23 protein-coding genes are annotated in these 18,564 nt (G+C 74.5%); 4 read left to right on the top strand and 19 right to left on the bottom strand.

Going from position 1 to position 18,564, the window contains the following annotated elements:
* Window positions 1-114 precede the first annotated feature (114 nt).
* The 10 genes from hisI to hisB all read right to left on the bottom strand — a co-directional run bounded on the left by hisI (window position 115) and on the right by hisB (window position 6,693).
* A complete protein-coding gene (gene hisI, locus PGB27_RS05545) occupies window positions 115-462 on the bottom strand; it encodes a phosphoribosyl-AMP cyclohydrolase (RefSeq protein ID WP_274199342.1) in 348 nt (115 codons plus the stop codon).
* Window positions 459-1,244: an imidazole glycerol phosphate synthase subunit HisF gene (gene hisF, locus PGB27_RS05550; protein WP_274199343.1), complete on the bottom strand. Its 786-nt coding sequence runs from the start codon at window positions 1,242-1,244 to the stop codon at window positions 459-461. The genes hisI and hisF overlap by 4 nt, the downstream gene beginning before the upstream one ends.
* A 61-nt stretch (window positions 1,245-1,305) precedes the next feature.
* Window positions 1,306-2,040, bottom strand: coding sequence for a bifunctional 1-(5-phosphoribosyl)-5-((5-phosphoribosylamino)methylideneamino)imidazole-4-carboxamide isomerase/phosphoribosylanthranilate isomerase PriA (gene priA / locus PGB27_RS05555; RefSeq protein ID WP_274199344.1), 735 nt, complete (start codon window positions 2,038-2,040; stop codon window positions 1,306-1,308).
* A 25-nt stretch (window positions 2,041-2,065) separates the two neighbouring features.
* Window positions 2,066-3,331 carry an RNA polymerase sigma factor gene (locus PGB27_RS05560; protein WP_274199345.1) on the bottom strand — a complete coding sequence of 422 codons (1,266 nt, stop codon included), beginning with the start codon at window positions 3,329-3,331 and terminating at the stop codon, window positions 2,066-2,068.
* A gap of 10 nt (window positions 3,332-3,341) precedes the next feature.
* Window positions 3,342-3,767: a YciI family protein gene (locus PGB27_RS05565; RefSeq protein ID WP_274199346.1), complete on the bottom strand. Its 426-nt coding sequence runs from the start codon at window positions 3,765-3,767 to the stop codon at window positions 3,342-3,344.
* A 46-nt stretch (window positions 3,768-3,813) separates the two neighbouring features.
* Window positions 3,814-4,248, bottom strand: a complete 435-nt coding sequence (locus tag PGB27_RS05570; protein ID WP_274199347.1) for a YciI family protein — start codon at window positions 4,246-4,248, stop codon at window positions 3,814-3,816.
* A 136-nt stretch (window positions 4,249-4,384) separates the two neighbouring features.
* Complete coding sequence (hisH, locus tag PGB27_RS05575; protein WP_274199622.1) at window positions 4,385-5,038, bottom strand: imidazole glycerol phosphate synthase subunit HisH; 654 nt, start codon at window positions 5,036-5,038, stop codon at window positions 4,385-4,387.
* 41 nt (window positions 5,039-5,079) lie between these two features.
* On the bottom strand, window positions 5,080-5,796 hold the full coding sequence (locus PGB27_RS05580) for a class I SAM-dependent DNA methyltransferase (RefSeq protein ID WP_274199348.1): 717 nt from the start codon (window positions 5,794-5,796) through the stop codon (window positions 5,080-5,082).
* 92 nt (window positions 5,797-5,888) lie between these two features.
* Complete coding sequence (locus PGB27_RS05585) at window positions 5,889-6,053, bottom strand: hypothetical protein (protein ID WP_274199349.1); 165 nt, start codon at window positions 6,051-6,053, stop codon at window positions 5,889-5,891.
* 34 nt (window positions 6,054-6,087) lie between these two features.
* Window positions 6,088-6,693, bottom strand: coding sequence for an imidazoleglycerol-phosphate dehydratase HisB (hisB, locus tag PGB27_RS05590; RefSeq protein WP_274199350.1), 606 nt, complete (start codon window positions 6,691-6,693; stop codon window positions 6,088-6,090).
* A 169-nt stretch (window positions 6,694-6,862) separates the two neighbouring features.
* On the opposite strand from hisB, the gene PGB27_RS05595 reads away from it, so the two are divergent.
* On the top strand, window positions 6,863-7,117 hold the full coding sequence (locus tag PGB27_RS05595; RefSeq protein ID WP_274199351.1) for a hypothetical protein: 255 nt from the start codon (window positions 6,863-6,865) through the stop codon (window positions 7,115-7,117).
* Between the two features lie 8 nt (window positions 7,118-7,125).
* Here PGB27_RS05595 and PGB27_RS05600 read toward each other — a convergent pair whose 3' ends face one another.
* Window positions 7,126-7,785, bottom strand: a complete 660-nt coding sequence (locus PGB27_RS05600; RefSeq protein WP_274199352.1) for a dihydrofolate reductase family protein — start codon at window positions 7,783-7,785, stop codon at window positions 7,126-7,128.
* Between the two features lie 102 nt (window positions 7,786-7,887).
* Here PGB27_RS05600 and PGB27_RS05605 point away from each other — a divergent pair, with 102 nt between their 5' ends.
* Window positions 7,888-8,388, top strand: a complete 501-nt coding sequence (locus PGB27_RS05605; RefSeq protein ID WP_274199353.1) for a winged helix-turn-helix transcriptional regulator — start codon at window positions 7,888-7,890, stop codon at window positions 8,386-8,388.
* A 19-nt stretch (window positions 8,389-8,407) separates the two neighbouring features.
* Here PGB27_RS05605 and PGB27_RS05610 read toward each other — a convergent pair whose 3' ends face one another.
* The 4 genes from PGB27_RS05610 to PGB27_RS05625 form a co-directional block, all read right to left on the bottom strand.
* Window positions 8,408-9,544, bottom strand: coding sequence for a histidinol-phosphate transaminase (locus tag PGB27_RS05610; protein ID WP_274199354.1), 1,137 nt, complete (start codon window positions 9,542-9,544; stop codon window positions 8,408-8,410).
* A complete protein-coding gene (gene hisD / locus PGB27_RS05615) occupies window positions 9,544-10,872 on the bottom strand; it encodes a histidinol dehydrogenase (RefSeq protein ID WP_274199355.1) in 1,329 nt (442 codons plus the stop codon). Before hisD ends, PGB27_RS05610 begins: the two co-directional genes overlap by 1 nt.
* Before the next feature lie 26 nt (window positions 10,873-10,898).
* Window positions 10,899-11,717, bottom strand: a complete 819-nt coding sequence (locus tag PGB27_RS05620; protein WP_274199356.1) for a GH12 family glycosyl hydrolase domain-containing protein — start codon at window positions 11,715-11,717, stop codon at window positions 10,899-10,901.
* Window positions 11,718-11,799: 82 nt separating this feature from the next.
* Window positions 11,800-12,309 carry a GtrA family protein gene (locus PGB27_RS05625; protein WP_274199357.1) on the bottom strand — a complete coding sequence of 170 codons (510 nt, stop codon included), beginning with the start codon at window positions 12,307-12,309 and terminating at the stop codon, window positions 11,800-11,802.
* A gap of 147 nt (window positions 12,310-12,456) precedes the next feature.
* Between PGB27_RS05625 and gndA the strand changes: the two genes are divergently transcribed.
* Window positions 12,457-13,893 carry an NADP-dependent phosphogluconate dehydrogenase gene (gene gndA, locus PGB27_RS05630; protein ID WP_274199358.1) on the top strand — a complete coding sequence of 479 codons (1,437 nt, stop codon included), beginning with the start codon at window positions 12,457-12,459 and terminating at the stop codon, window positions 13,891-13,893.
* Between the two features lie 22 nt (window positions 13,894-13,915).
* Here the strand turns inward: gndA and PGB27_RS05635 are convergent, their stop codons facing one another.
* The 4 genes from PGB27_RS05635 to PGB27_RS05650 all read right to left on the bottom strand — a co-directional run bounded on the left by PGB27_RS05635 (window position 13,916) and on the right by PGB27_RS05650 (window position 18,277).
* Complete coding sequence (locus tag PGB27_RS05635) at window positions 13,916-14,425, bottom strand: DUF1360 domain-containing protein (protein WP_274199359.1); 510 nt, start codon at window positions 14,423-14,425, stop codon at window positions 13,916-13,918.
* A 114-nt stretch (window positions 14,426-14,539) separates the two neighbouring features.
* Window positions 14,540-15,235 (bottom strand): DedA family protein, encoded by a 696-nt coding sequence (locus PGB27_RS05640; RefSeq protein WP_274199360.1) that lies wholly within the window; start codon window positions 15,233-15,235, stop codon window positions 14,540-14,542.
* Window positions 15,236-15,273: 38 nt separating this feature from the next.
* Window positions 15,274-17,184: a translational GTPase TypA gene (typA, locus tag PGB27_RS05645; RefSeq protein ID WP_274199361.1), complete on the bottom strand. Its 1,911-nt coding sequence runs from the start codon at window positions 17,182-17,184 to the stop codon at window positions 15,274-15,276.
* Window positions 17,185-17,227: 43 nt separating this feature from the next.
* Complete coding sequence (locus PGB27_RS05650) at window positions 17,228-18,277, bottom strand: FAD-dependent oxidoreductase (RefSeq protein ID WP_274199362.1); 1,050 nt, start codon at window positions 18,275-18,277, stop codon at window positions 17,228-17,230.
* A gap of 80 nt (window positions 18,278-18,357) precedes the next feature.
* Between PGB27_RS05650 and PGB27_RS05655 the strand changes: the two genes are divergently transcribed.
* Window positions 18,358-18,564 (top strand): hypothetical protein, encoded by a 207-nt coding sequence (locus PGB27_RS05655; protein WP_274199363.1) that lies wholly within the window; start codon window positions 18,358-18,360, stop codon window positions 18,562-18,564.

Consider the following 18,564-nt stretch of genomic DNA (forward strand, 5'->3'; position numbering starts at 1 on the left):
TGAGTGTGCCGTTCATGTGCTGCCTCCGTGGGACTCCCGAGGCCCGTCGGCCCCTCGTCCGTCACGGCGGGAGGCGGGCCCTCACGACGTGAGGCCCGGGCCGACGGCGAGGAGTCAGGCCTCGGCGGGCAGCAGCACGTCGGCGTCGAAGCAGGTGTGGTCGCCGGTGTGGCAGGCGGCGCCGGACTGGTCCACGAGCACCAGCACCGTGTCGCCGTCGCAGTCCAGGCGGACCTCGACGACCTTCTGCACGTGCCCCGACGTCGCGCCCTTGATCCAGAGCTCGCCGCGGGACCGCGACCAGTACGTGCCCTCCCGCGTGGCGATCGTGCGGGCCAGGGCCTCGTCGGACATCCACGCGACCATGAGGACCTCGCGGGTGTCGTACTGCTGGACCACGGCGCAGACCAGGCCGTCGGGGGTGCGCTTGAGACGGTCGGCCACGGCCGGGTCGAGCGTCACCGGACCTCCACCCCGTCGGCGCGCAGCGCGTCCTTGACCTCGCCGATCCGCATGATCCCGAAGTGGAACACACTGGCCGCGAGCACCGCGTCCGCCCCCGCCGCGACCGCCGGCGCGAAGTGCTCGACCGCGCCCGCACCGCCGCTGGCGATCACCGGGACGTCGACGAGCGCGCGCACCTTCGCGAGCATCTCCAGGTCGAAGCCGGCCTTCGTGCCGTCGGCGTCCATGGAGTTGAGCAGGATCTCCCCGACCCCGAGCTCCTGGCCGCGCTGGGCCCACTCGAGGGCGTCGATGCCGGTGCCGCGCCGCCCGCCGTGGGTGGTGACCTCGAAGCCCGACGGCGTCGGCCGGGAGGGCGGGAGAGCATCGGCGGGCACGCGGCGGGCGTCGACGGACAGGACGATGCACTGCGAGCCGTACCGGCGGCTGGCCTCGCCGAGGAACTCGGGGCGGGCGATGGCGGCGGTGTTGATGCCGACCTTGTCCGCGCCGGCGCGCAGCAGCTTGTCGATGTCGTCGTTGGTGCGCACCCCGCCGCCGACCGTGAGCGGGATGAAGACCTGCTCGGCGGTGCGCCGGACGACGTCGTAGGTGGTCTCGCGCTCCCCGGACGAGGCGCTGACGTCGAGGAAGGTCAGCTCGTCGGCGCCCTCGGCGTCGTAGAGCCGCGCCATCTCGACGGGGTCGCCGGCATCGCGCAGGTCCACGAAGTTGACGCCCTTGACGACCCTGCCGGCGTCGACGTCCAGGCAGGGGATCACGCGGACGGCCACACCCATGGCATCCAGCCTAACCGCGTCCTGTGTGAGTACTTTCGTCGCCTATAGCCGACGAAAGTACTCACGTACGGGTCAGGGCCAGGGCGTCGGCGAGGGTGAAGTTGCCGTGGTAGAGGGCCTTGCCGACGATCGCGCCCTCGACACCGATCGGGGCCAGGGCGTCGAGCGCGCGCAGGTCGTCGAGCGACGACACCCCGCCCGATGCCACCACGGGACGGTCGGTGCGGGCGCACACGGCCTCGAGCAGCTCGATGTTCGGGCCCGTCAGCGTGCCGTCGCGCCCGACGTCGGTGACGACGTAGCGCGCGCAGCCCTCGGCGTCGAGGCGGGCGAGCACGCTCCACAGGTCGCCGCCGTCGGACACCCACCCGCGCGCCGCGAGCCGGTGCCGCCCCTCGGTGATCTTGACGTCGAGCCCGACCGCCACGCGGTCGGAGAACTCGGCGATCGCCCGCGCGCACCACGCCGGGTCCTCGAGCGCCGCGGTGCCGATGTTCACGCGCTCGCAGCCGGTGTCGAGCGCCCGGCGCAGCGAGGCGTCGTCCCGGATGCCGCCGGAGAGCTCGACCTTGATGTCGACCTGCTCGACCACCGAGGCCAACAGCTCGGCGTTCGAGCCGCGGCCGAACGCGGCGTCGAGGTCGACGAGGTGCAGCCACTGCGCACCCTCGGCGGCCCAGGCGCGCGCCGCGTCGAGGGGGTCGCCGTAGCCGGTCTCGGTGCCGGCCACGCCCTGGACGAGGCGGACCGCCTGGCCGTCCACGACGTCCACGGCAGGGAGCAGGTCGATGGTCACGGCGCGCGATCGTAGCCGTGGCCGCTCAGGTGCCCGCGAGCGCCGAGCGCCGCCGCTCCAGCAGCTCCCGCTCGGCCACCGTCCGGACGAGCTCGAGGGCCCGGTCCAGCTCGGCGACGGCCTCGTCGACGCGACCCAGGGTCGTGAGCATGTCGGCGCGCACCGCGGGCAGCAGGTGGTAGCCCGCGAGCGCCGGCTCGTCCGCCAGCGGCGCCAGCACCGCGAGCCCCGCCTCCGGCCCCTCGGCGCGCGCCACCGCCACCGCCCGGTTCAGCTCCACCACCGGCGACGGGGCCAGCGCCGCGAGCTCGGCGTAGAGCCCGGCGATCGCGGCCCAGTCGGTGTCGTCGGTGGACCGCGCGCGAGCGTGGCACGCGGCGATCGCGGCCTGCAGCGTGTACCGGCCGCGCGGCATCGTCTCCTCGGCCCGCGCGAGCGCGGCGAGCCCCCGGCCGATGAGCATCCGGTCCCACTGCGCGCGGTCCTGGTCGCCGAGCAGCACCGGCTCGCCCGACGGGCCGACGCGCGCCCGCAGCCGCGAGGCCTGCAGCTCCATCAGCGCGACGAGGCCGTGCACCTCGGCCTCGCCGGGGCTGCGCGCGGCGAGCACCCGCCCGAGCCGCATCGCCTCCACACACAGGGTCGGGCGGGTCCAGTCGACGCCGGTCGTCGCCGCGTAGCCCTCGTTGAACACGAGGTAGATCACCTCGAGCACGGCGCCGAGGCGCGCGGTCAGCTCGTCGCCGACCGGGACCGCGAGGGCCTCCGGGCCCACCCCGGCCAGGCGCTTCTTGGCGCGGGAGATGCGCTGCCCAATCGTCGGCGACGGGACGAGGAACGCGTGGGCGATCTCGTCGGTGGTCAGGCCGCCGAACAGCCGCAGGGTCAGCGCCACCCGGGACTCGCGCGCCACAGCGGGGTGGCAGGTGGCGAACAGCAGCGCGAGGACCTCGTCACCGACGGCCGCCGCCCCGTCCCCGACCGCCGCGTCCGCGCCCGGCACCACGCCCGACTCCCCCGCCTCGAGGGTCTCCGTCTTGCGCGCGAGCGTCTGCTCGCGGCGGATCATGTCGATCGCGCGCCGCCGGGCGGTGGCCGCGAGCCACGCGCCGGGGTTGTCCGGCACGCCCTCGGCGGGCCACTGCTCCATGGCCGCGACGAGGGCGTCGTGGGCGAGCTCCTCGGCACGACCGACGTCGCGCACCACGCGCGCGACGCCGGCCACGATGCGCGCCGACTCCATCCGCCACACCGTCTCGAGGACGGTGTAGGGATCGGTGGCCGTGGTCATCGTCCGAGGATCAGGACCCGTGCTGCTCGGCCTGACGCGCGCGCAGCTCCTCCTCGGCGTCGAGGACCTCCTGCGGGGCGATGCCCTCGAAGTCCTCGGCCTCGGCGACCTTGCGCACCTCGATGCGCTCGCCCTGGCGGAACGGCGCGCGCCGCGCCCACGACACGGCGTCCTCCAGCGAGTCGACCTGGAGGATCCAGAACCCGCCGACCAGCTCCTTGGCCTCGGCGAACGGGCCGTCGGTGACGGTGGGCTCCTCGCCGTCGAACGCGACGAGCGCGCCCTTGGCGCTGGGCAGCAGGCCCTCGCCGGCCAGGAGCACGCCGGCGTCGACCATCGCGGTGTTGAAGCGGCCCATCTCCTCGAACACGGCCGGGTCGGGCGGCGTCTCCGCCTGGGCGGCCTCGTCGTACTTGAGCAGCAGCATGAAGCGCATCTCGGTCCTCCTGGGGTGTCGTCGGGGAGCTCGGGGTGGACGGGGGTCAGACCTGCTCGCGCTCGGCGATCCGCCGGCGCAGGGTGGCCTCGGCGTCGAGCACCTCGGCGGGGGCGATGTCGGAGAGGTCGGCCAGCTCGGCGATGCGCCGCACCTCGAGGCGCACGCCCGGCCCGATCGGGCAGCGGCGGGCCCACTGCACGGCCTCCTCGCGGGAGGCGACCTCGAGGATCCAGAAGCCGGCCACCAGCTCCTTGGCCTCGGTGAAGGGGCCGTCGGTGACCGAGGGCTGCTCGCCGTCGTGGGTGACGACGAAGCCGTCGGCGCTGGGTGTGAGGCCCTCGGCGGCGAGCAGGACGCCCGCGTCGACGAGGTCGGTGTTGTAGCGGCCCATGGCCTCGAAGGCCTCCTCGGGCGACGGGGCGTCGGCGCCGCCCACCACCATCGACTCCGGGGCCGACATGATCAGCATGTAGCGCATCGGGCTCTCCTCGCGGACCGTCGGCGGGACCCTCTGCCCCGCCGCTCACCCGGGCGTCGAACGGGGCGGGCCGTCTTCGACACCGGCCGCGGCGGGATTTCCGGGTCGAGCTCCGCTCCGCTCCGTCTCCCGTTTTCTACCGCAGCGCCCCGAGCCAGTTCGAGAGCAGCTGCGCCCCCGCCTCGCCGGACTTCTCGGGGTGGAACTGGGTGGCCGACAGCGGCCCGTTCTCGACGGCCGCGACGAAGTCCTCGCCGTGGTGCGCCCAGGTCACCATCGCCGGCCGGAAGTGCTCCGGCGCCTCCTGCTCCCAGCGGCGCACGCCGAAGGAGTGCACGAAGTAGAAGCGGGTGTCGGGCGTCATGCCGTCGAACAGCACGCTGCCCTCGGGCGCGCGCACGGTGTTCCAGCCCATGTGGGGCAGCACGTCGGCGCGGATCTTCTCGACGGTGCCGGGCCACTGGCCGGCGCCGGTGGCCTCCTCGCCGAACTCGACGCCGCGCTCGAAGAGCACCTGCATGCCCACGCAGATGCCGAGCACCGGACGCCCGCCGGCCAGGCGCTGCTCGATCAGCCGCTCGCCGTGCACCGAGCGCAGGCCCGCCGCGCACGCCGCGAACGCCCCGACGCCCGGGACGACGAGCCCGTCGGCGTCCAGGGCGGCGCGGCCGTCGGCGGTGACCTCGACGTCCGCGCCCACGTGCTCGAGCGCCCGCTCGGCCGAGCGCAGGTTGCCCGAGCCGTAGTCGAGGACGACGACGCGCGGGGTCCGCGAGGGCGGGCGCGGCACGGAGGGTGCGGAGGGTGCGGAGGGTGCGGAGGCGGGCGAGCTCACGACCACCAGGCTACCGAGCGTCCCGGGCCCGGGACCTCGCGCGCGGTGAGCACCACGAGCCGCCCCGGACCCTCGTCGACGTGGCCGTCGTCCTGGTCGCCGTCGTGGGGCCGGACGTGCCCGCCGTCGACCAGCCGCCGCACCGCCGCCTCGTAGGGCCCGGCCGCCCAGATCTCGTCGGTGGTCGCGACGACGAGCAGCCCGCCCGGCCGCAGGACGCGCACGAGGCCGCCGAGCGCGGGCGGACCGAGGTGGCCGGGCCCGAGCGCGCCGACGCAGGTGACGACGCCGAACTTGGCGGCCGCGCCGGGCACCTCGCGCCGCAGGTCGGCGGGCCCGAGATCGTGGTAGACGCGGCGGCGGCGGGCACGGCGGATCATCGCCGGCGACACGTCGAGCCCGTCGAGCGACCGGAAGCCACGGGCCGCGAGCGCCGCGCCGACGAGGCCCGTGCCGCACGCCACGTCGAGGACGTCGGTGTCGGGACGCACCAGCGACGCGACCCGCTCCGCGACCCGCTCCGGGGACGGGTAGCCGAGGACGGCCGCGACGTCCTCGTCGTCGTAGGTCGGGGCCCACTCGTCGTAGATGCGCCGGACGGTGGCGGTGTCGGCCGCGTCGTCGAGGGCCGCGAGCTCGGCGATCCGTGCCGCGACGTCGGGCGACGGGGCCGGGTCCGGGACGGGGGGTGGGACGGGCCCCCGAACGTCCACGGCGCCTCCCCCGGTGCTGATGTGCGCGAGGATTGTCCCCCCGCACGGCCGTCGCCACCCGCCGAATCCGAGGGGGACCGGCGGAGATCGTCTCAGGCCGGGAGCAGGCGCAGGACCGCCCCGCCCAGGGCGAGGGCCGCGAGCACCCCGAGGATCACCGCCGCGACCCTGTTGCGCGACCAGAAGCTGACGACGCCACCGATGAGGAAACCGCTCAGGGCGAGAAGGCCGACGACGAGCACGCTGCTCCCGCTCACGGCGTCCGGCTCCCCCGCGCGGGGTGTCCCGCCGTCACGACTCGAGGACGCCCTTGGTCGACGCCGGCCCCTCGAGGCGGGCGTCGGGCTCGGTGGCCGCGCGCAGCGCGCGGGCGATCGCCTTGTACTCGGCCTCGGTGATGTGGTGCGGGTCGCGGCCGCCGGTGACGCGCACGTGCAGGGCGATGCCGGCGTGGAAGGCGATGGACTCGAACACGTGCCGGTTGAGCACCGTCGGGTAGTGGCCGCCGACGACGAACCCGGCCATCGACTCGGGCTCACCGGTGTGCACGCAGTAGGGCCGTCCCGAGACGTCGACGACGGCGTGCGCGAGCGCCTCGTCCATCGGGATCCAGGCGTCGCCGAAGCGCCGGATGCCCGACTTGTCGCCGAGCGCCTGCTTGAGCGCCTGGCCGAGCACGATCGCGACGTCCTCGACGGTGTGGTGGGCGTCGACCTCGACGTCGCCGGTGGCCCGGACCACGAGGTCGAGCGCGCCGTGCTTGCCGAGCGCGTCGAGCATGTGGTCGAAGAACGGCACCCCGGTGGCGACCTCGGTGCGGCCGGTGCCGTCGAGGTCGACCTCGACGAGCACGCTCGACTCCTTGGTCACGCGCTCCACGCGTCCCGTGCGACTCACGGTGCCCAGGTTACGCACCGCCGTCGGGCGCTGTCGGCAGCACCGAACGGCCGATCGTGCTCGGCCGGCCCGTCACCTAACGTCGACCTCACCGACACGTCCGGAGGTCCCGGCGACACGGACGAGGGGCGGCGGGTCGGCGATCGCTCCGGAGGGCGAGGGGGACGCCGTGGACGGCGTGACGCTGATCTGGGTCGTCGTCGCGGTGGTGGTCGTGGCGTACGTCTTCTCGGTCTTCCGCTGGCCCCGGCAACGCTGCAAGAGGTGCACGAACTTCTCCGGACGCATCCACGCCCCGTTCGGCAGCGTGACCTACCGCAAGTGCACCCGGTGCAAGGGCACGGGCTGGCACATCCGCCCGATGCGGCGCTTCCTCGGCGGCCGCGACAAGTTCGACGGCAGCGGCGTCTGGCAGGGGCCGTAGCCCGTCGCTCAGCGACGCACCACGCGAGCGTGCACCACGCCGGACTCGCCCGGGGTCAGCGCGTCGACCCGGTAGCCCGCGGGCAGGTCGCGCAGGCCCTCGAAGAGCCGCTCCCCCGCGCCGGCGAGGATCGGCGCCACCACGAGGTCCAGCTCGTCGACCAGGCCCTCGGCGAGGAACGCCCGCACGGTGGCGACGCCGCCGCCGAGGCGGACGTCCTTGCCGCCGGCGGCCTCGGTCGCGCGGGCCAGGACCTCCTCCGGCGTGGCCTCGAGGAAGTGGAACGTGGTGCCGCCGTCCATCGGCAGCGACGGCCGCGCGTGGTGGGTCAGGACGAAGACGTCGTGGTGGTAGGGCGGGTCCTCGCCCCACCAGCCGCGCCAGCTCTCGTCGGGCCACGCGCCGCGCACCGGCCCGAACATGTTGCGTCCCATGATCGTCGCGCCGACGTTCTCCTCCCCCGCGCGGAACGCGGCGTCGTCGACGCCGGTCCCCCGGCTGTCTCCGTGGTCGAGCTCCGCTCCGCGTCGTCTCCGGGAGAAGCTCGGCTCCATCCAGTCGTGCAGCCCCTCGACCCCGTCGCCGAACGGGGCGTCGAGCCGCTGGTCCACCCCCGCGCCGAAGCCGTCGAGGGTGATGGTGAACGCGTGCACGCGCAGACGGGCCATGGCGTCCTCCTCGCCGTAGTGATTGCACTTCGCAACCGGTGTTGGGGAAGCTAGCGCGGTGCAGTGGTAAAGTGCAACCAGTTCTCGCTCCGGAGGTGCGCGATGCGGCAGGACGGACGGTCGGGCTGCCCGATCAACCGGGCGGTCGAGGCGCTCGGCGACCACTGGACGCTCCTCGTGCTGCGCGACATCACCTTCGGCGGCAAGCGGCACTTCCGCGAGATCCTCGCGGGCTCCGAGGAGGGCATCGCCTCGAACATCCTCGCCGACCGGCTCCACCGCCTCGTCGACGACGGGATGCTCACCCGCGACGACCCGGGCCGCGGCCGCCGCGCGACCTACAGCCTCACCGAGGCCTCGATCCAGCTGATCCCGGTGTTCGTCGCCCTCGGCTCCTGGGGCCTGCGCCACCGCGAGACCACCGAGGAGCTCGCCGTGCGCGCCGAGCTGCTCGAGGCCGGCGGGCCCGCGATGTGGGAGGACTTCATGGCCGAGCTGCGCGTCACGCACCTCGGCGCGCCCGCCCCGGCCCACCCCCGCGAGCCGGTGGTCGAGCGCCTGCGCGCCGCCCGCGAGGCGGCCCGGGACGCGGCGGCGAGCTGAAGCCGGTCGCCGAGGCCGGTCAGGGACGCAGGACGTCCGCGCTGACCTCGAGGAACCGGTCGTTCTCCGCCGGCGTCCCGACCGTCACGCGCAGCATCCCGGGGATGCCGACGTCGCGGACGAGCACGCCGGCGTCGAGGTAGGCCTGCCACGCCGCGTGGGCGTCCGCGTGCCGCGCCGGGAAGCCGCCGTAGAGCAGGAAGTTGGCGGTGCTCGGGACGACGTGGGCGCCGAGGTCCGCGAGCGCGGCGGCGATGCGGTCGCGCTCGCGGGACAGGGTGGCGACGAGCGCCAGGGTCTCGTCGGCGTGCTCGAGCGCGGCCAGCGCGGCGGCCTGGGTGAGCGCCGAGAGGTGGTAGGGCAGGCGCACGAGCATGAGCGCCTCGATCACCGCCGGCGCCGCCGCGAGGTAGCCCAGCCGCCCGCCGGCGAACGCGAACGCCTTGGACATCGTGCGGCTGACGACGAGCTTGTGCCCCAGCGGCTCGAGCAGCTCCACGGCGCTCGGCCCCGACGAGAACTCCACGTACGCCTCGTCGACCACCACGAGCCCCGGCGCCGCCTCGGCGATCGTGCGCAGCTCGTCGAGCTCGATCGACTGTCCGGTGGGGTTGTTCGGCGTCGTCACGAACAGCACGTCGGGGCGCTTCTCCCGCACCACGTCGACGGCCTGGGCGGCGTCGAGGGAGAAGTCGTCGCGGCGCGGCGCCGGGACCCACGCGGTGCGCGTGCCCGCGGCGAGGATCGGGTGCATCGAGTACGACGGCTCGAAGCCGAGCGCGAGCCGCCCGGGTCCGCCGAAGGCCTGCAGCAGCTGCTGGAGCACCTCGTTCGACCCGTTGGCGGCCCACAGGTTCTCGGTCGCCAGGCGCACGCCCGTCGCGCGCGACAGGTAGGCGGCGAGCGCCGAGCGCAGGGCGACGTGGTCGCGGTCGGGGTAGCGGTGCAGCGTCGCGGCCGCCTCGCGGGTCGCCGCGGCCACGCTGTCGACCAGCGCGGGCGGCGGCGGGAAGGGGTTCTCGTTGGTGTTGAGCGCGACCGGGACCTGCAGCTGCGGGGCGCCGTAGGGGCTGCGCCCGCGCAGGTCGTCGCGCAGCGGGAGGTCGGAGAGCGCGACACCCCGGGAGACGACACGAGCGCCGATGACGTCGGACATCAGATCGGCTTCCGCGTGCCGAAGCGTGCCGTCACGGCCTGCCCGTGCGCCGGCAGGTCCTCGGCGTCGGCGAGGGCGACGACGCGGTCGGCGACCTCGGCGAGCGCGTCCGCCGAGTAGTCGACGACGTGGATGCCGCGCAGGAACGTCTGCACCGACAGGCCGCTGGAGTGGCGCGCGCAGCCGCCGGTGGGCAGCACGTGGTTGGAGCCCGCGCAGTAGTCGCCGAGCGAGACCGGGCTGTGCGGGCCGACGAACACCGCGCCGGCGTTGCGCACGCGGGCGGCCACCCCGCGGGCGTCGTCGGTCTGGATCTCGAGGTGCTCGGCGGCGTAGGCGTCGACCACCCGCAGCCCGTCGTCGACCGACGCCACGAGGATCGTCCCGGACTGCGGACCCGACAGCGCCGTGGTGATCCGCTCGGTGTGCTTGGTGGTGGACACCTGCGCCTCGAGCTCGGCGTCGACGGCGTCGGCGAGCTCCGGCGACGTCGTGACCAGCACCGACGCGGCCGCCGGGTCGTGCTCGGCCTGGCTGACGAGGTCGGCGGCGACGTGCACCGGGTCGGCGGTGTGGTCGGCGAGCACCGCGATCTCGGTGGTGCCCGCCTCGGAGTCGATGCCGATCCGCCCGCGCAGCACCCGCTTGGCCGCGGTGACGTAGACGTTGCCCGGGCCGGTGACCATGTCGACGGGCTCGAGCGCGCTGCCGTCGGTGTCGACCCCGCCGTACGCGAGCAGCGCGACCGCCTGGGCACCGCCGACGGCCCACACCTCGTCGACGCCCAGCAGCGCCGCGGCCGCGAGGACCAGCGGGTGCGGGCGCCCGCCGAACTCGGCCTGGGGTGGCGAGCACACGACCAGGCCCTCGACGCCCGCCTCCTGCGCCGGCACGACGTTCATGACGACGCTCGAGGGGTAGACGGCGAGCCCGCCGGGCGCGTACAGCCCCACGCGGGCCACCGGCACCCAGCGCTCGGTGACCGTCCCTCCGGGCACCACCTGCGTCGTGCTGTCGGTGCGCCGCTGGTCGGCGTGCACCTTCCGCGCCCGCTCGATCGACGTCTCCAGCGCCGCGCGGACGTCCGGGTCGACGCCGTCGAGGGCCTCGCGCAGCGCCGCCGCCGGCACCCGGACCGACGCCGGGCGCACCCGGTCGAACTGCTCGGCGTAGTCGAGCGCCGCCTCGGCCCCCCGCTCGCGCACCGCGTCGATCACCGGACGCACCCGCTCGACCACGGCGTCGACGTCGACCGCGGCCCGCGGCAGCATCGACCGCAGCTCGGCGGGGGCGGGGACGGCGGCGCGCAGGTCGATCCGGGACAGCACGTGCCCAGGGTAGGCGTCCGAGCTGATCAGCGGCCTTTCTGGGTGACCGAGTAGGAGATCGTCCGCAGCCCCGCGCCGCCGGTCCACGGCTCGAAGCCGGCCTGGACGCTGGTCAGGTACCAGGACGGCTGCACGACACCCCGCGCGGTGGCGTCGGCCACGAAGGAGTGCAGCGGCAGGTTGCTCACCGAGGTCGTCCCGACGGTGCGGACGTAGGAGATCACCGGCAGGCCGTCGAGCGTGCCCTGCCAGACGTCCCAGGAGGCGCCGGCGATGGTCACGGCGGGCCCCTTCGTGCCGATCGGCTGCACGCCGGTGGTGTTCAGCCACACCATCAGCTCGGCCCCGGTGTTGCGGCCGGGCTGGTTCGCGTCCGGGTCGAACCAGAGGTCGTAGGCGGTGTTGTAGGTGCTCGCCGGGTCGGTCGGCCCGCTGGTGCTCCAGGACGAGGTCACGGTGCCGAGCTGGTCGACGCGCCGCGGGAACGGGCTCCCGCCGGTGCAGTAGCCGTAGACACAGCCCCGATAGATCGACGGGTAGCCCGCCGGGCCGGTGGTGTTGACGTGGCCGGCCGTGTCGACGACGAAGCCCGAGTCGCCGCGGGCCCCGGAGTTGCTGATGCACTGAGGGGTGTCGGCGCCCCAGACGTTGTTGGCGGCCACGTACACGCCCCCGCCGAGCGGGAACGAGCCGAACCTCTCGCAGGTGCGCAGCGGCGTCGGGGCCGGCGCGGCCGCGGCCGAGCCCGCGACCAGCAACGTCGAGGCCAGCAGCACCAGCACCGCACCGACCGTGGCGGCCGCGGCCACCACCCGTCCGCGCCCCGTCGTCGTCCCCCGGTCCATCCCGCCCCCGTCTCCTCGCGACCCCTCACGGGTCGCCGTCACGGGAGCAGAGCGGCGAACCGGGACGAACCGTTACGACGGATCACGAAGAGACGCTGGACGTCGGTGGCTCGTAGCCCGAGCGCCGCAGCGACGGGCGGCCGAACACCACCCACCGCATCGCGCCGTACATGAACACCGCCTCGCAGGCCCCGGCCGCGAGGCGGGCGAGCTGGTAGGGCGCCCCGACCGCGGCCAGCCCCTGGGTCACGCCGAGCACGATCGCCGCGTAGTTGACGAGGACGACGGCGACGAAGAGCACCACCTGGACGCCCACCGGGCGCTCCGGGTCGAAGTTCAGCCAGCGGTTGAGCAGGAAGCTCAGCGTGAACGCGGTCCCGTAGGCGATGGTGATGCCGAGCCACAGCGGGAGGCGCGCGACGTCGATCAGCAGCGTGAGCAGCAGCAGGTCGACGGCGAACGTGAAGCCGTTGACCAGGCAGAACCCGACCATGCTCGGCGCGACGAGGCGGCCCAGCGGTCCCGGCAGGACACCGACGACGCCGGCGCAGAGCCGGCGGAAGCGATCCTGCGCGCCCGGGGTCCCCGTCACGCCCGCCATCACAGCGGGCCGGCGACAGGGCCCGCCGGGATTCGGCCGACGGCCGGATGACGGTCCGGTGAACTCCCGCGACACCGCCGACGGTCGATCACGACAGGCCCTGGTGTGACGGACGGTCGGGTGGGCACTCTGCACCGCGTGAGTGCGAAAGCCGAGATCGGCGTCAGCGGCCTGGCCACGATGGGGCGGAACCTCGCCCGCAACCTCGCCCGGCACGGGCACGTGGTGGCGGTGCACAACCGCAGTGCCCAGCGGATGCGGGACCTGGTCGAGCACTTCTCCGACGAGGGCGCGTTCATCGGTGCGGAGTCGGCGCAGGAGTTCGTCGACTCCCTGGAGCGCCCGCGCCGGATCGTGCTGATGGTCCCGGCGGGCGCCGCGACCGACGCGGTGATCGACGAGTTCGTCCCGCTGCTCGAGCAGGGCGACGTCGTCATCGACGCCGGCAACGCGCACTTCCTCGACACCCGCCGTCGCGAGAAGGCCCTGTCGGAGAAGGGGCTCAACTTCGTCGGCATGGGCGTGTCCGGCGGCGAGGAGGGCGCCCTCAACGGGCCCTCGATCATGCCGGGCGGGCCGAAGGAGGCCTACGACGCGCTCGGCCCGCTGCTCGAGGACATCTCGGCGAAGGTCGACGGCGAGCCCTGCTGCACCCACATCGGGGCCGACGGCGCGGGCCACTTCGTCAAGATGGTGCACAACGGCATCGAGTACGCCGACATGCAGCTCATCGCCGAGGCCTACGACCTGCTGCGCAAGGGCCTCGGGATGGAGCCGTCGGCGATCGCGGAGACCTTCCGGCAGTGGAACTCCGGGCGCCTCGACTCCTACCTCATGGAGATCTCCTCCGAGGTGCTCGACCACGTGGACGCCGACACCGGCAAGCCCTTCGTCGACGTCGTCGCCGACGAGGCCGAGCAGAAGGGCACCGGCCGCTGGACGGTCCAGGGCGCCCTGGAGCTCGGCGTGCCCGTGACGGGCATCGGCGAGGCCGTGTTCGCGCGCTCGCTGTCCGGGCACCGCGACCTGCGCGACGCCGCGCGCGGCCTCCCGGGGCCCGCCGGAGTGCTCGAGGGCGCGGGCGCCGAGGGCTTCGCCGAGGACATCGAGCAGGCCCTCTACGCCTCGAAGATCGTCGCCTACGCCCAGGGCTTCAACCAGATCCAGGCGGGCGCCGACGAGTACGACTGGTCGATCGACCTCGGTGCGGTGGCCTCCATCTGGCGCGGCGGCTGCATCATCCGCGCCCGGTTCCTCGACGAGATCACCGCGGCCTACCGGCGCGACCCCGCCCTGCCCACGCTGCTGACCGACACCTCGTTCTCCGAGGCGCTGGCCGGCGCGCAGGACTCCTGGCGGCGGGTCGTGGCCGTCGCCGCGCAGCTCGCGATCCCGGCGCCCGGGTTCTCGACGGCGCTGGCCTACTACGACGCCCTGCGCGCCTCGCGGCTGCCCGCGGCCCTCATCCAGGGGCAGCGCGACTTCTTCGGGGCGCACACCTACCGGCGTACCGACCGCGAGGGCACCTTCCACACCCGCTGGGCCGAGGAGGGTCGCCCGCAGGAGGAGCGGTGACGGCCCTTCCCCGGCCCCGGCCCTACGCCGCCTGCTGGGCGCGGGCGTAGGCGAGCTGCAGGAAGTCCGCGCCGGCCAGCGCCGAGAAGCTGCCCGCGACGAGGCGGGTCAGCCGCGGCGCGACGACGAGGCCGAGGCCGAAGGCGCTGACGATCCAGACGTCGAGGCAGAACGGGCAGGTCAGCAGCTCGCCCACGGCGTGGCGCATGCCGCCCTCGCCGCGGGGCTCGTCCATCACCTCGGCGGGGCCGCCAGGACCACCGTGATGGGTGAAGGGCGCGCGGACGGGGCTCGCGACCGACTCCTTGGTGATCGCTCGCGAGATCTTGTGGGTGCCCAGCGCCATGGTCACCAGGTCCTTGACCGACACGTGCTCGGGCAGCTCCCGCCCCGCGGCCCGGGCGGACAGGGTCGCGATCGCCAGGACGACGAGGTAGACGCCGAGCAACGCCGCGTGCGACGCCACCGGCTGGGTGCTGTCGCCGCGGTACTCCGCGGCCTCCTCGCGTCCGATCTCCGCCAGTCGCGCCATGTGCGCCTCCTCGGGGGGTGGCGCCCGCCGGGGACGCCGAGAGAACCGGCGCGTGCTCGACCGGGGACCGCTGCGGCTACCCGGACGCGCGTCGGCGGAACCCCGGGGCGCGCCTCAGCGCTCGGGCCGCTCGGGCACCGCGTCGATGACCTCGGTCGGGGCGTTCATCGCCGCGACCTTCTTGCGGTGGCGCCGGTAGCGCTTGACGAGCATGACGAGCACGAGCGCGGCGAGCAGCACCAGCACGACCACCTGGAACACCCCGGAGTACCGCTCGACGAGGTACCAGCGCGTGCCCAGGGCGTAGCCGCCGTAGACGAAGACCGAGTTCCAGATCAGGCTGCCCAGCCCCGTGAGCAGCCCGAACTCCCACCAGCGCATCCGCCGCGCCCCCGCGGGCAGCGACACGAGACTGCGGATGCCGGGCACCATCCGCCCGAGGAACACCGCCCACCGGCCGTGCCGGTCGAACCACGCCTCGGCCCGCTGGACGTCCTCGACGTGCACCATCGGGATCTTCGACAGCGCCTGGCGCACCCGGTGCTCGGGCGCGAGCATGCCGACGAGGTAGAGCGCGACCGCCCCGACGACGGAGCCGCCGGTGGTCCACGCGATCGCCGAGAGCACCGAGAACTCGCCGCGCCCCGCGGCGAACCCGGCGAGCGGCAGGATCACCTCGCTGGGGATCGGCGGGAACACGTTCTCGAGCGCGACGATGATCCCGGCGCCGGGCGCCCCGAGCGTCGCCATGAGGTCGCTCGCCCAGCCGGCGATCCCGCCTCCGCCGGGGGCGGCGGCCGTTGCCTGCATGATCGTCCAACGTGCGGTCACGCCGTCGGGGTTCCCGATCAGCGCGGCTGCTTGGCGCGGTTGCGCGCCTTGTGCCGCTCCTGGGCGTCGAGGATCACCTTGCGGATGCGGACGGCGGAGGGCGTCACCTCGACGCACTCGTCCTCGGCGCAGAACTCCAGCGACTGCTCCAGCGACAGCTGCCGCGGCGGGGTGAGGCGGACCAGCTCGTCGCCGGTGGACGAGCGCATGTTGGTCAGCTTCTTCTCGCGGACGATGTTGACCTCCATGTCGTCCGCCCGCGCGTTCTCCCCGACGACCATGCCGGCGTAGACCGGGGTGGTCGGGCCGACGAACAGGTCGCCGCGGTCGGAGAGCTGCTGGATGGCGTAGGGGGTCACCGGGCCCGGGCGGTCGGCGATGAGCGAGCCGGAGATGCGGGCGCGCAGCTCACCGACCCACGGGCCGTAGCCGTCGAAGAGCTGGTTGGCGATGCCGGTGCCGCGGGTCTCGGTGAGGAACTCGGTGCGGAAGCCGATGAGGCCGCGCGCGGGCACCCGGAACTCCATGCGGACCTGGCCGGACGCCGAGTGCGCCATCTCCAGCATCTCGCCCTTGCGGGCCGCGAGGAGCTGGGTGACCGCGCCGAGGTGCTCCTCGGGGACGTCGACCGAGAGGCGCTCGAACGGCTCGTGGACCTTGCCGTCGACCTTCTTCGTGACGACCTCGGGCTTGCCGACGGTGAGCTCGAAGCCCTCGCGGCGCATCTGCTCGACGAGGATCGCCAGCGCGAGCTCGCCGCGGCCCTGGACCTCCCAGGCGTCGGGGCGCTCGGTGGGCAGGACGCGCATCGAGACGTTGCCGACGAGCTCGGAGTCGAGGCGGTTCTTCACCAGGCGCGCGGTGAGCCTGGTGCCCGGCTTGGGGTCGCGCCCGGCCAGCGGCGAGGTGTTGATGCCGATGGTCATGGCGATCGCCGGCTCGTCGACGGTGATGCGCGGCAGCGGACGCGGGTCCTCGGGGTCGGCGAGGGTGTCGCCGATGGTGACCTCGGCGATGCCGGCGACGGCGACGATGTCGCCGGCGTCCGCGTACTCGGTGGACACCCGCTCGAGGGCCTCGGTGCGCAGCAGCTCGGTGACCTTCACGCGGGTCACCGACCCGTCCGCGCGACACCAGCCGACCTGCTGACCGCGGCGGATGCGGCCCGAGCGCACGCGGCAGAGCGCGATGCGCCCGAGGTACGACGAGGCGTCGAGGTTGGTGACGTGCGCCTGCAGCGGGCCGTCCGGGTCGTCGGTCGGGGCCGGGACCTGCGACATGAGGATGTCGAAGAGCGGCTGGAGGTCCGGCGAGTCCGGCACGGTGCCGTCGGCCGGGCGCTCGGTCGAGGCCTTGCCGGCGCGGGCGCTGGCGTAGACGACGGGCAGGTCGAGCAGGTTCGCGACGACGTCGTCGTCCAGGCCGAGGTCGGTGGCCAGCTCGAGGAGCAGCTCGAGGGACTCGTCGACGACCTCGGCGCAGCGGGCGTCGCCCCGGTCGGTCTTGTTGACGACCAGGATCACCGGCAGGTGCGCCGCGAGCGCCTTGCGCAGCACGAAGCGCGTCTGCGGCAGCGGGCCCTCGCTGGCGTCGACGAGCAGCACGACGCCGTCGACCATCGACAGCCCGCGCTCGACCTCGCCGCCGAAGTCGGCGTGGCCCGGGGTGTCGATCACGTTGATCGTCACGCCGTCGCGGTGGATCGCCGTGTTCTTGGCGAGGATCGTGATGCCCTTCTCGCGCTCCAGGTCGCCGGAGTCCATGACCCGGTCGACCAGCTCGGCACGCGCGGAGAAGGCGCCGGACTGGCGCAGCATGGCGTCCACCAGCGTCGTCTTGCCGTGGTCGACGTGCGCGACGATGGCCACGTTGCGCAGGTCGGGGCGCCCGGTGGTGGGCTCGGGACGCTCGGGGGCGGTGACGGACACGCAGGAACTCCAGCCGGAAAAGGGAGTGGACGTCCCCTCCAGGTTACGGGGCGTGATCTCGGGCACCGCCGCCGACCGGCGTGTCCCCCACCACGTCGGCCGCGACGAGCTCCCCGATGCGGGGCGCGAGCTTGGCCAGGTTGTCGCCCCACACCACGTGCACGGCGCCCTCCCGCGCCCGGTGCACGCCGTCCCCGGCGCCGCGCATCGGGGTGCAGCGCAGCTCGCCGACCGGCGTCGGGTCGAGGTCGGGCAGGTGACGCCGGACGTGGTCGACGACCGCGGCACGTGACCGGCGCGCGACCTCCTCGGCGCCGAGCTCCCACGCGGTGTCCTCGTCGGGCAGGTGCCCGCCGACCGCCCAGTGCCCGGCGCGGGTGCGGTGCTGGTAGGTGCTCGCGAGCGGGCCGTCGGGCCGTCCGTCGAGGTGGCAGGGCCGGTCGGCGGGACCGGCGAACGTGAACCGGGCGTGGTGCTCCAGCTCCGCGGGGACGTCGATGCCCAGCGGCGCGGCCATCGCGGGCGTGCCGGCACCCGCGGCGACGACGACGGCGTCGGGGCGGTCGGCGCGCTCCTCGCGGCCGTCGGCGAGGTGGACGGTGCCGTCGCGGTCCACGGCCGTGACCTCCGCCCGCTCGGGCCCGACCGCCTCCCGGAGGAACGCCCCGGCGGCGGCGAGGTCGAGCACGCCGCCCGCGGGGTCGTGCAGGACGCCGTCCCCGAGGTCGAGCTCTGCTATCGGCGTGCTCCCCGGGACGCTCCGTCTCCCCCCGACGACGCGGTGGATCGCGCCGGCCGCCGTCATCGCCGCCGACCACACCGGCACCCGCGGGCCGCTGACGATCGCGCGCTCGCCGCCGACCAGCGTGCGGCCCGCCGTCATCGACCAGTCGTCCCACAGCTCCGAGGCGCGCCGGGCCTCGGCCACCAGCCCGGGGTCGCCGTGCGCGACGCGGAAGATGCGGGTGTCACCGGCCGAGCGCGCGCCCATCGGCTCGCCGGCGTCGAGGCAGCGCACCGTGGCACCCGCTCGGGACAGCGTGTACGCCGTCGCCAGCCCCACGATGCCCGCGCCGACCACGACCACCCGCATGTGCACCCCTCCCGACCCCGAGACCGGGTTCAGGGTGCACCCCGATCCGCGCGGCCGCAGCGAGGTCCAGCATCGACGTCATGAGGATCGTGGTCTGGGTACTGGTGGGGATCGGCGCGCTCGTGGTGGTCGGCGGGGTCGTCTGGCCGCTCGTGCAGTGGCTGGTCGGCGCGCTGCTGTGGCTGGTGCCGGTGGCGCTGGTCGTCGGCGGCGGGATCTGGCTGGCGCGGCGCGGGAGCCGCACGCAGGTCGACGGGACGACGGGCACGCCGCAGCAGCTGCGCTGA

This window comes from Actinomycetospora lemnae, assembly GCF_028737315.1.
GTDB classification, from domain to species: Bacteria; Actinomycetota; Actinomycetes; order Mycobacteriales; family Pseudonocardiaceae; genus Actinomycetospora; species Actinomycetospora lemnae.

Bases quoted from the DNA above. Each gene is read 5' to 3' on its own strand.
- PGB27_RS05600 (WP_274199352.1), bottom strand. From the start codon at position 7,785: ATGGCCCGTCTGCGCGTGCACGCGTTCACCATCACCCTCGACGGCTTC.
- PGB27_RS05650 (WP_274199362.1), bottom strand. From the start codon at position 18,277: ATGCGGGTGGTCGTGGTCGGCGCGGGCATCGTGGGGCTGGCGACGGCG.
- hisF (WP_274199343.1), bottom strand. From the start codon at position 1,244: ATGGGTGTGGCCGTCCGCGTGATCCCCTGCCTGGACGTCGACGCCGGC.
- PGB27_RS05570 (WP_274199347.1), bottom strand. From the start codon at position 4,248: ATGCGCTACATGCTGATCATGTCGGCCCCGGAGTCGATGGTGGTGGGC.
- PGB27_RS05605 (WP_274199353.1), top strand. From the start codon at position 7,888: ATGCGGCAGGACGGACGGTCGGGCTGCCCGATCAACCGGGCGGTCGAG.
- PGB27_RS05640 (WP_274199360.1), bottom strand. From the start codon at position 15,235: ATGCAGGCAACGGCCGCCGCCCCCGGCGGAGGCGGGATCGCCGGCTGG.
- PGB27_RS05635 (WP_274199359.1), bottom strand. From the start codon at position 14,425: ATGGCGCGACTGGCGGAGATCGGACGCGAGGAGGCCGCGGAGTACCGC.
- PGB27_RS05620 (WP_274199356.1), bottom strand. From the start codon at position 11,717: ATGGACCGGGGGACGACGACGGGGCGCGGACGGGTGGTGGCCGCGGCC.
- PGB27_RS05610 (WP_274199354.1), bottom strand. From the start codon at position 9,544: ATGTCCGACGTCATCGGCGCTCGTGTCGTCTCCCGGGGTGTCGCGCTC.
- PGB27_RS05565 (WP_274199346.1), bottom strand. From the start codon at position 3,767: ATGCGCTTCATGCTGCTGCTCAAGTACGACGAGGCCGCCCAGGCGGAG.
- PGB27_RS05560 (WP_274199345.1), bottom strand. From the start codon at position 3,331: ATGACCACGGCCACCGATCCCTACACCGTCCTCGAGACGGTGTGGCGG.
- PGB27_RS05655 (WP_274199363.1), top strand. From the start codon at position 18,358: ATGAGGATCGTGGTCTGGGTACTGGTGGGGATCGGCGCGCTCGTGGTG.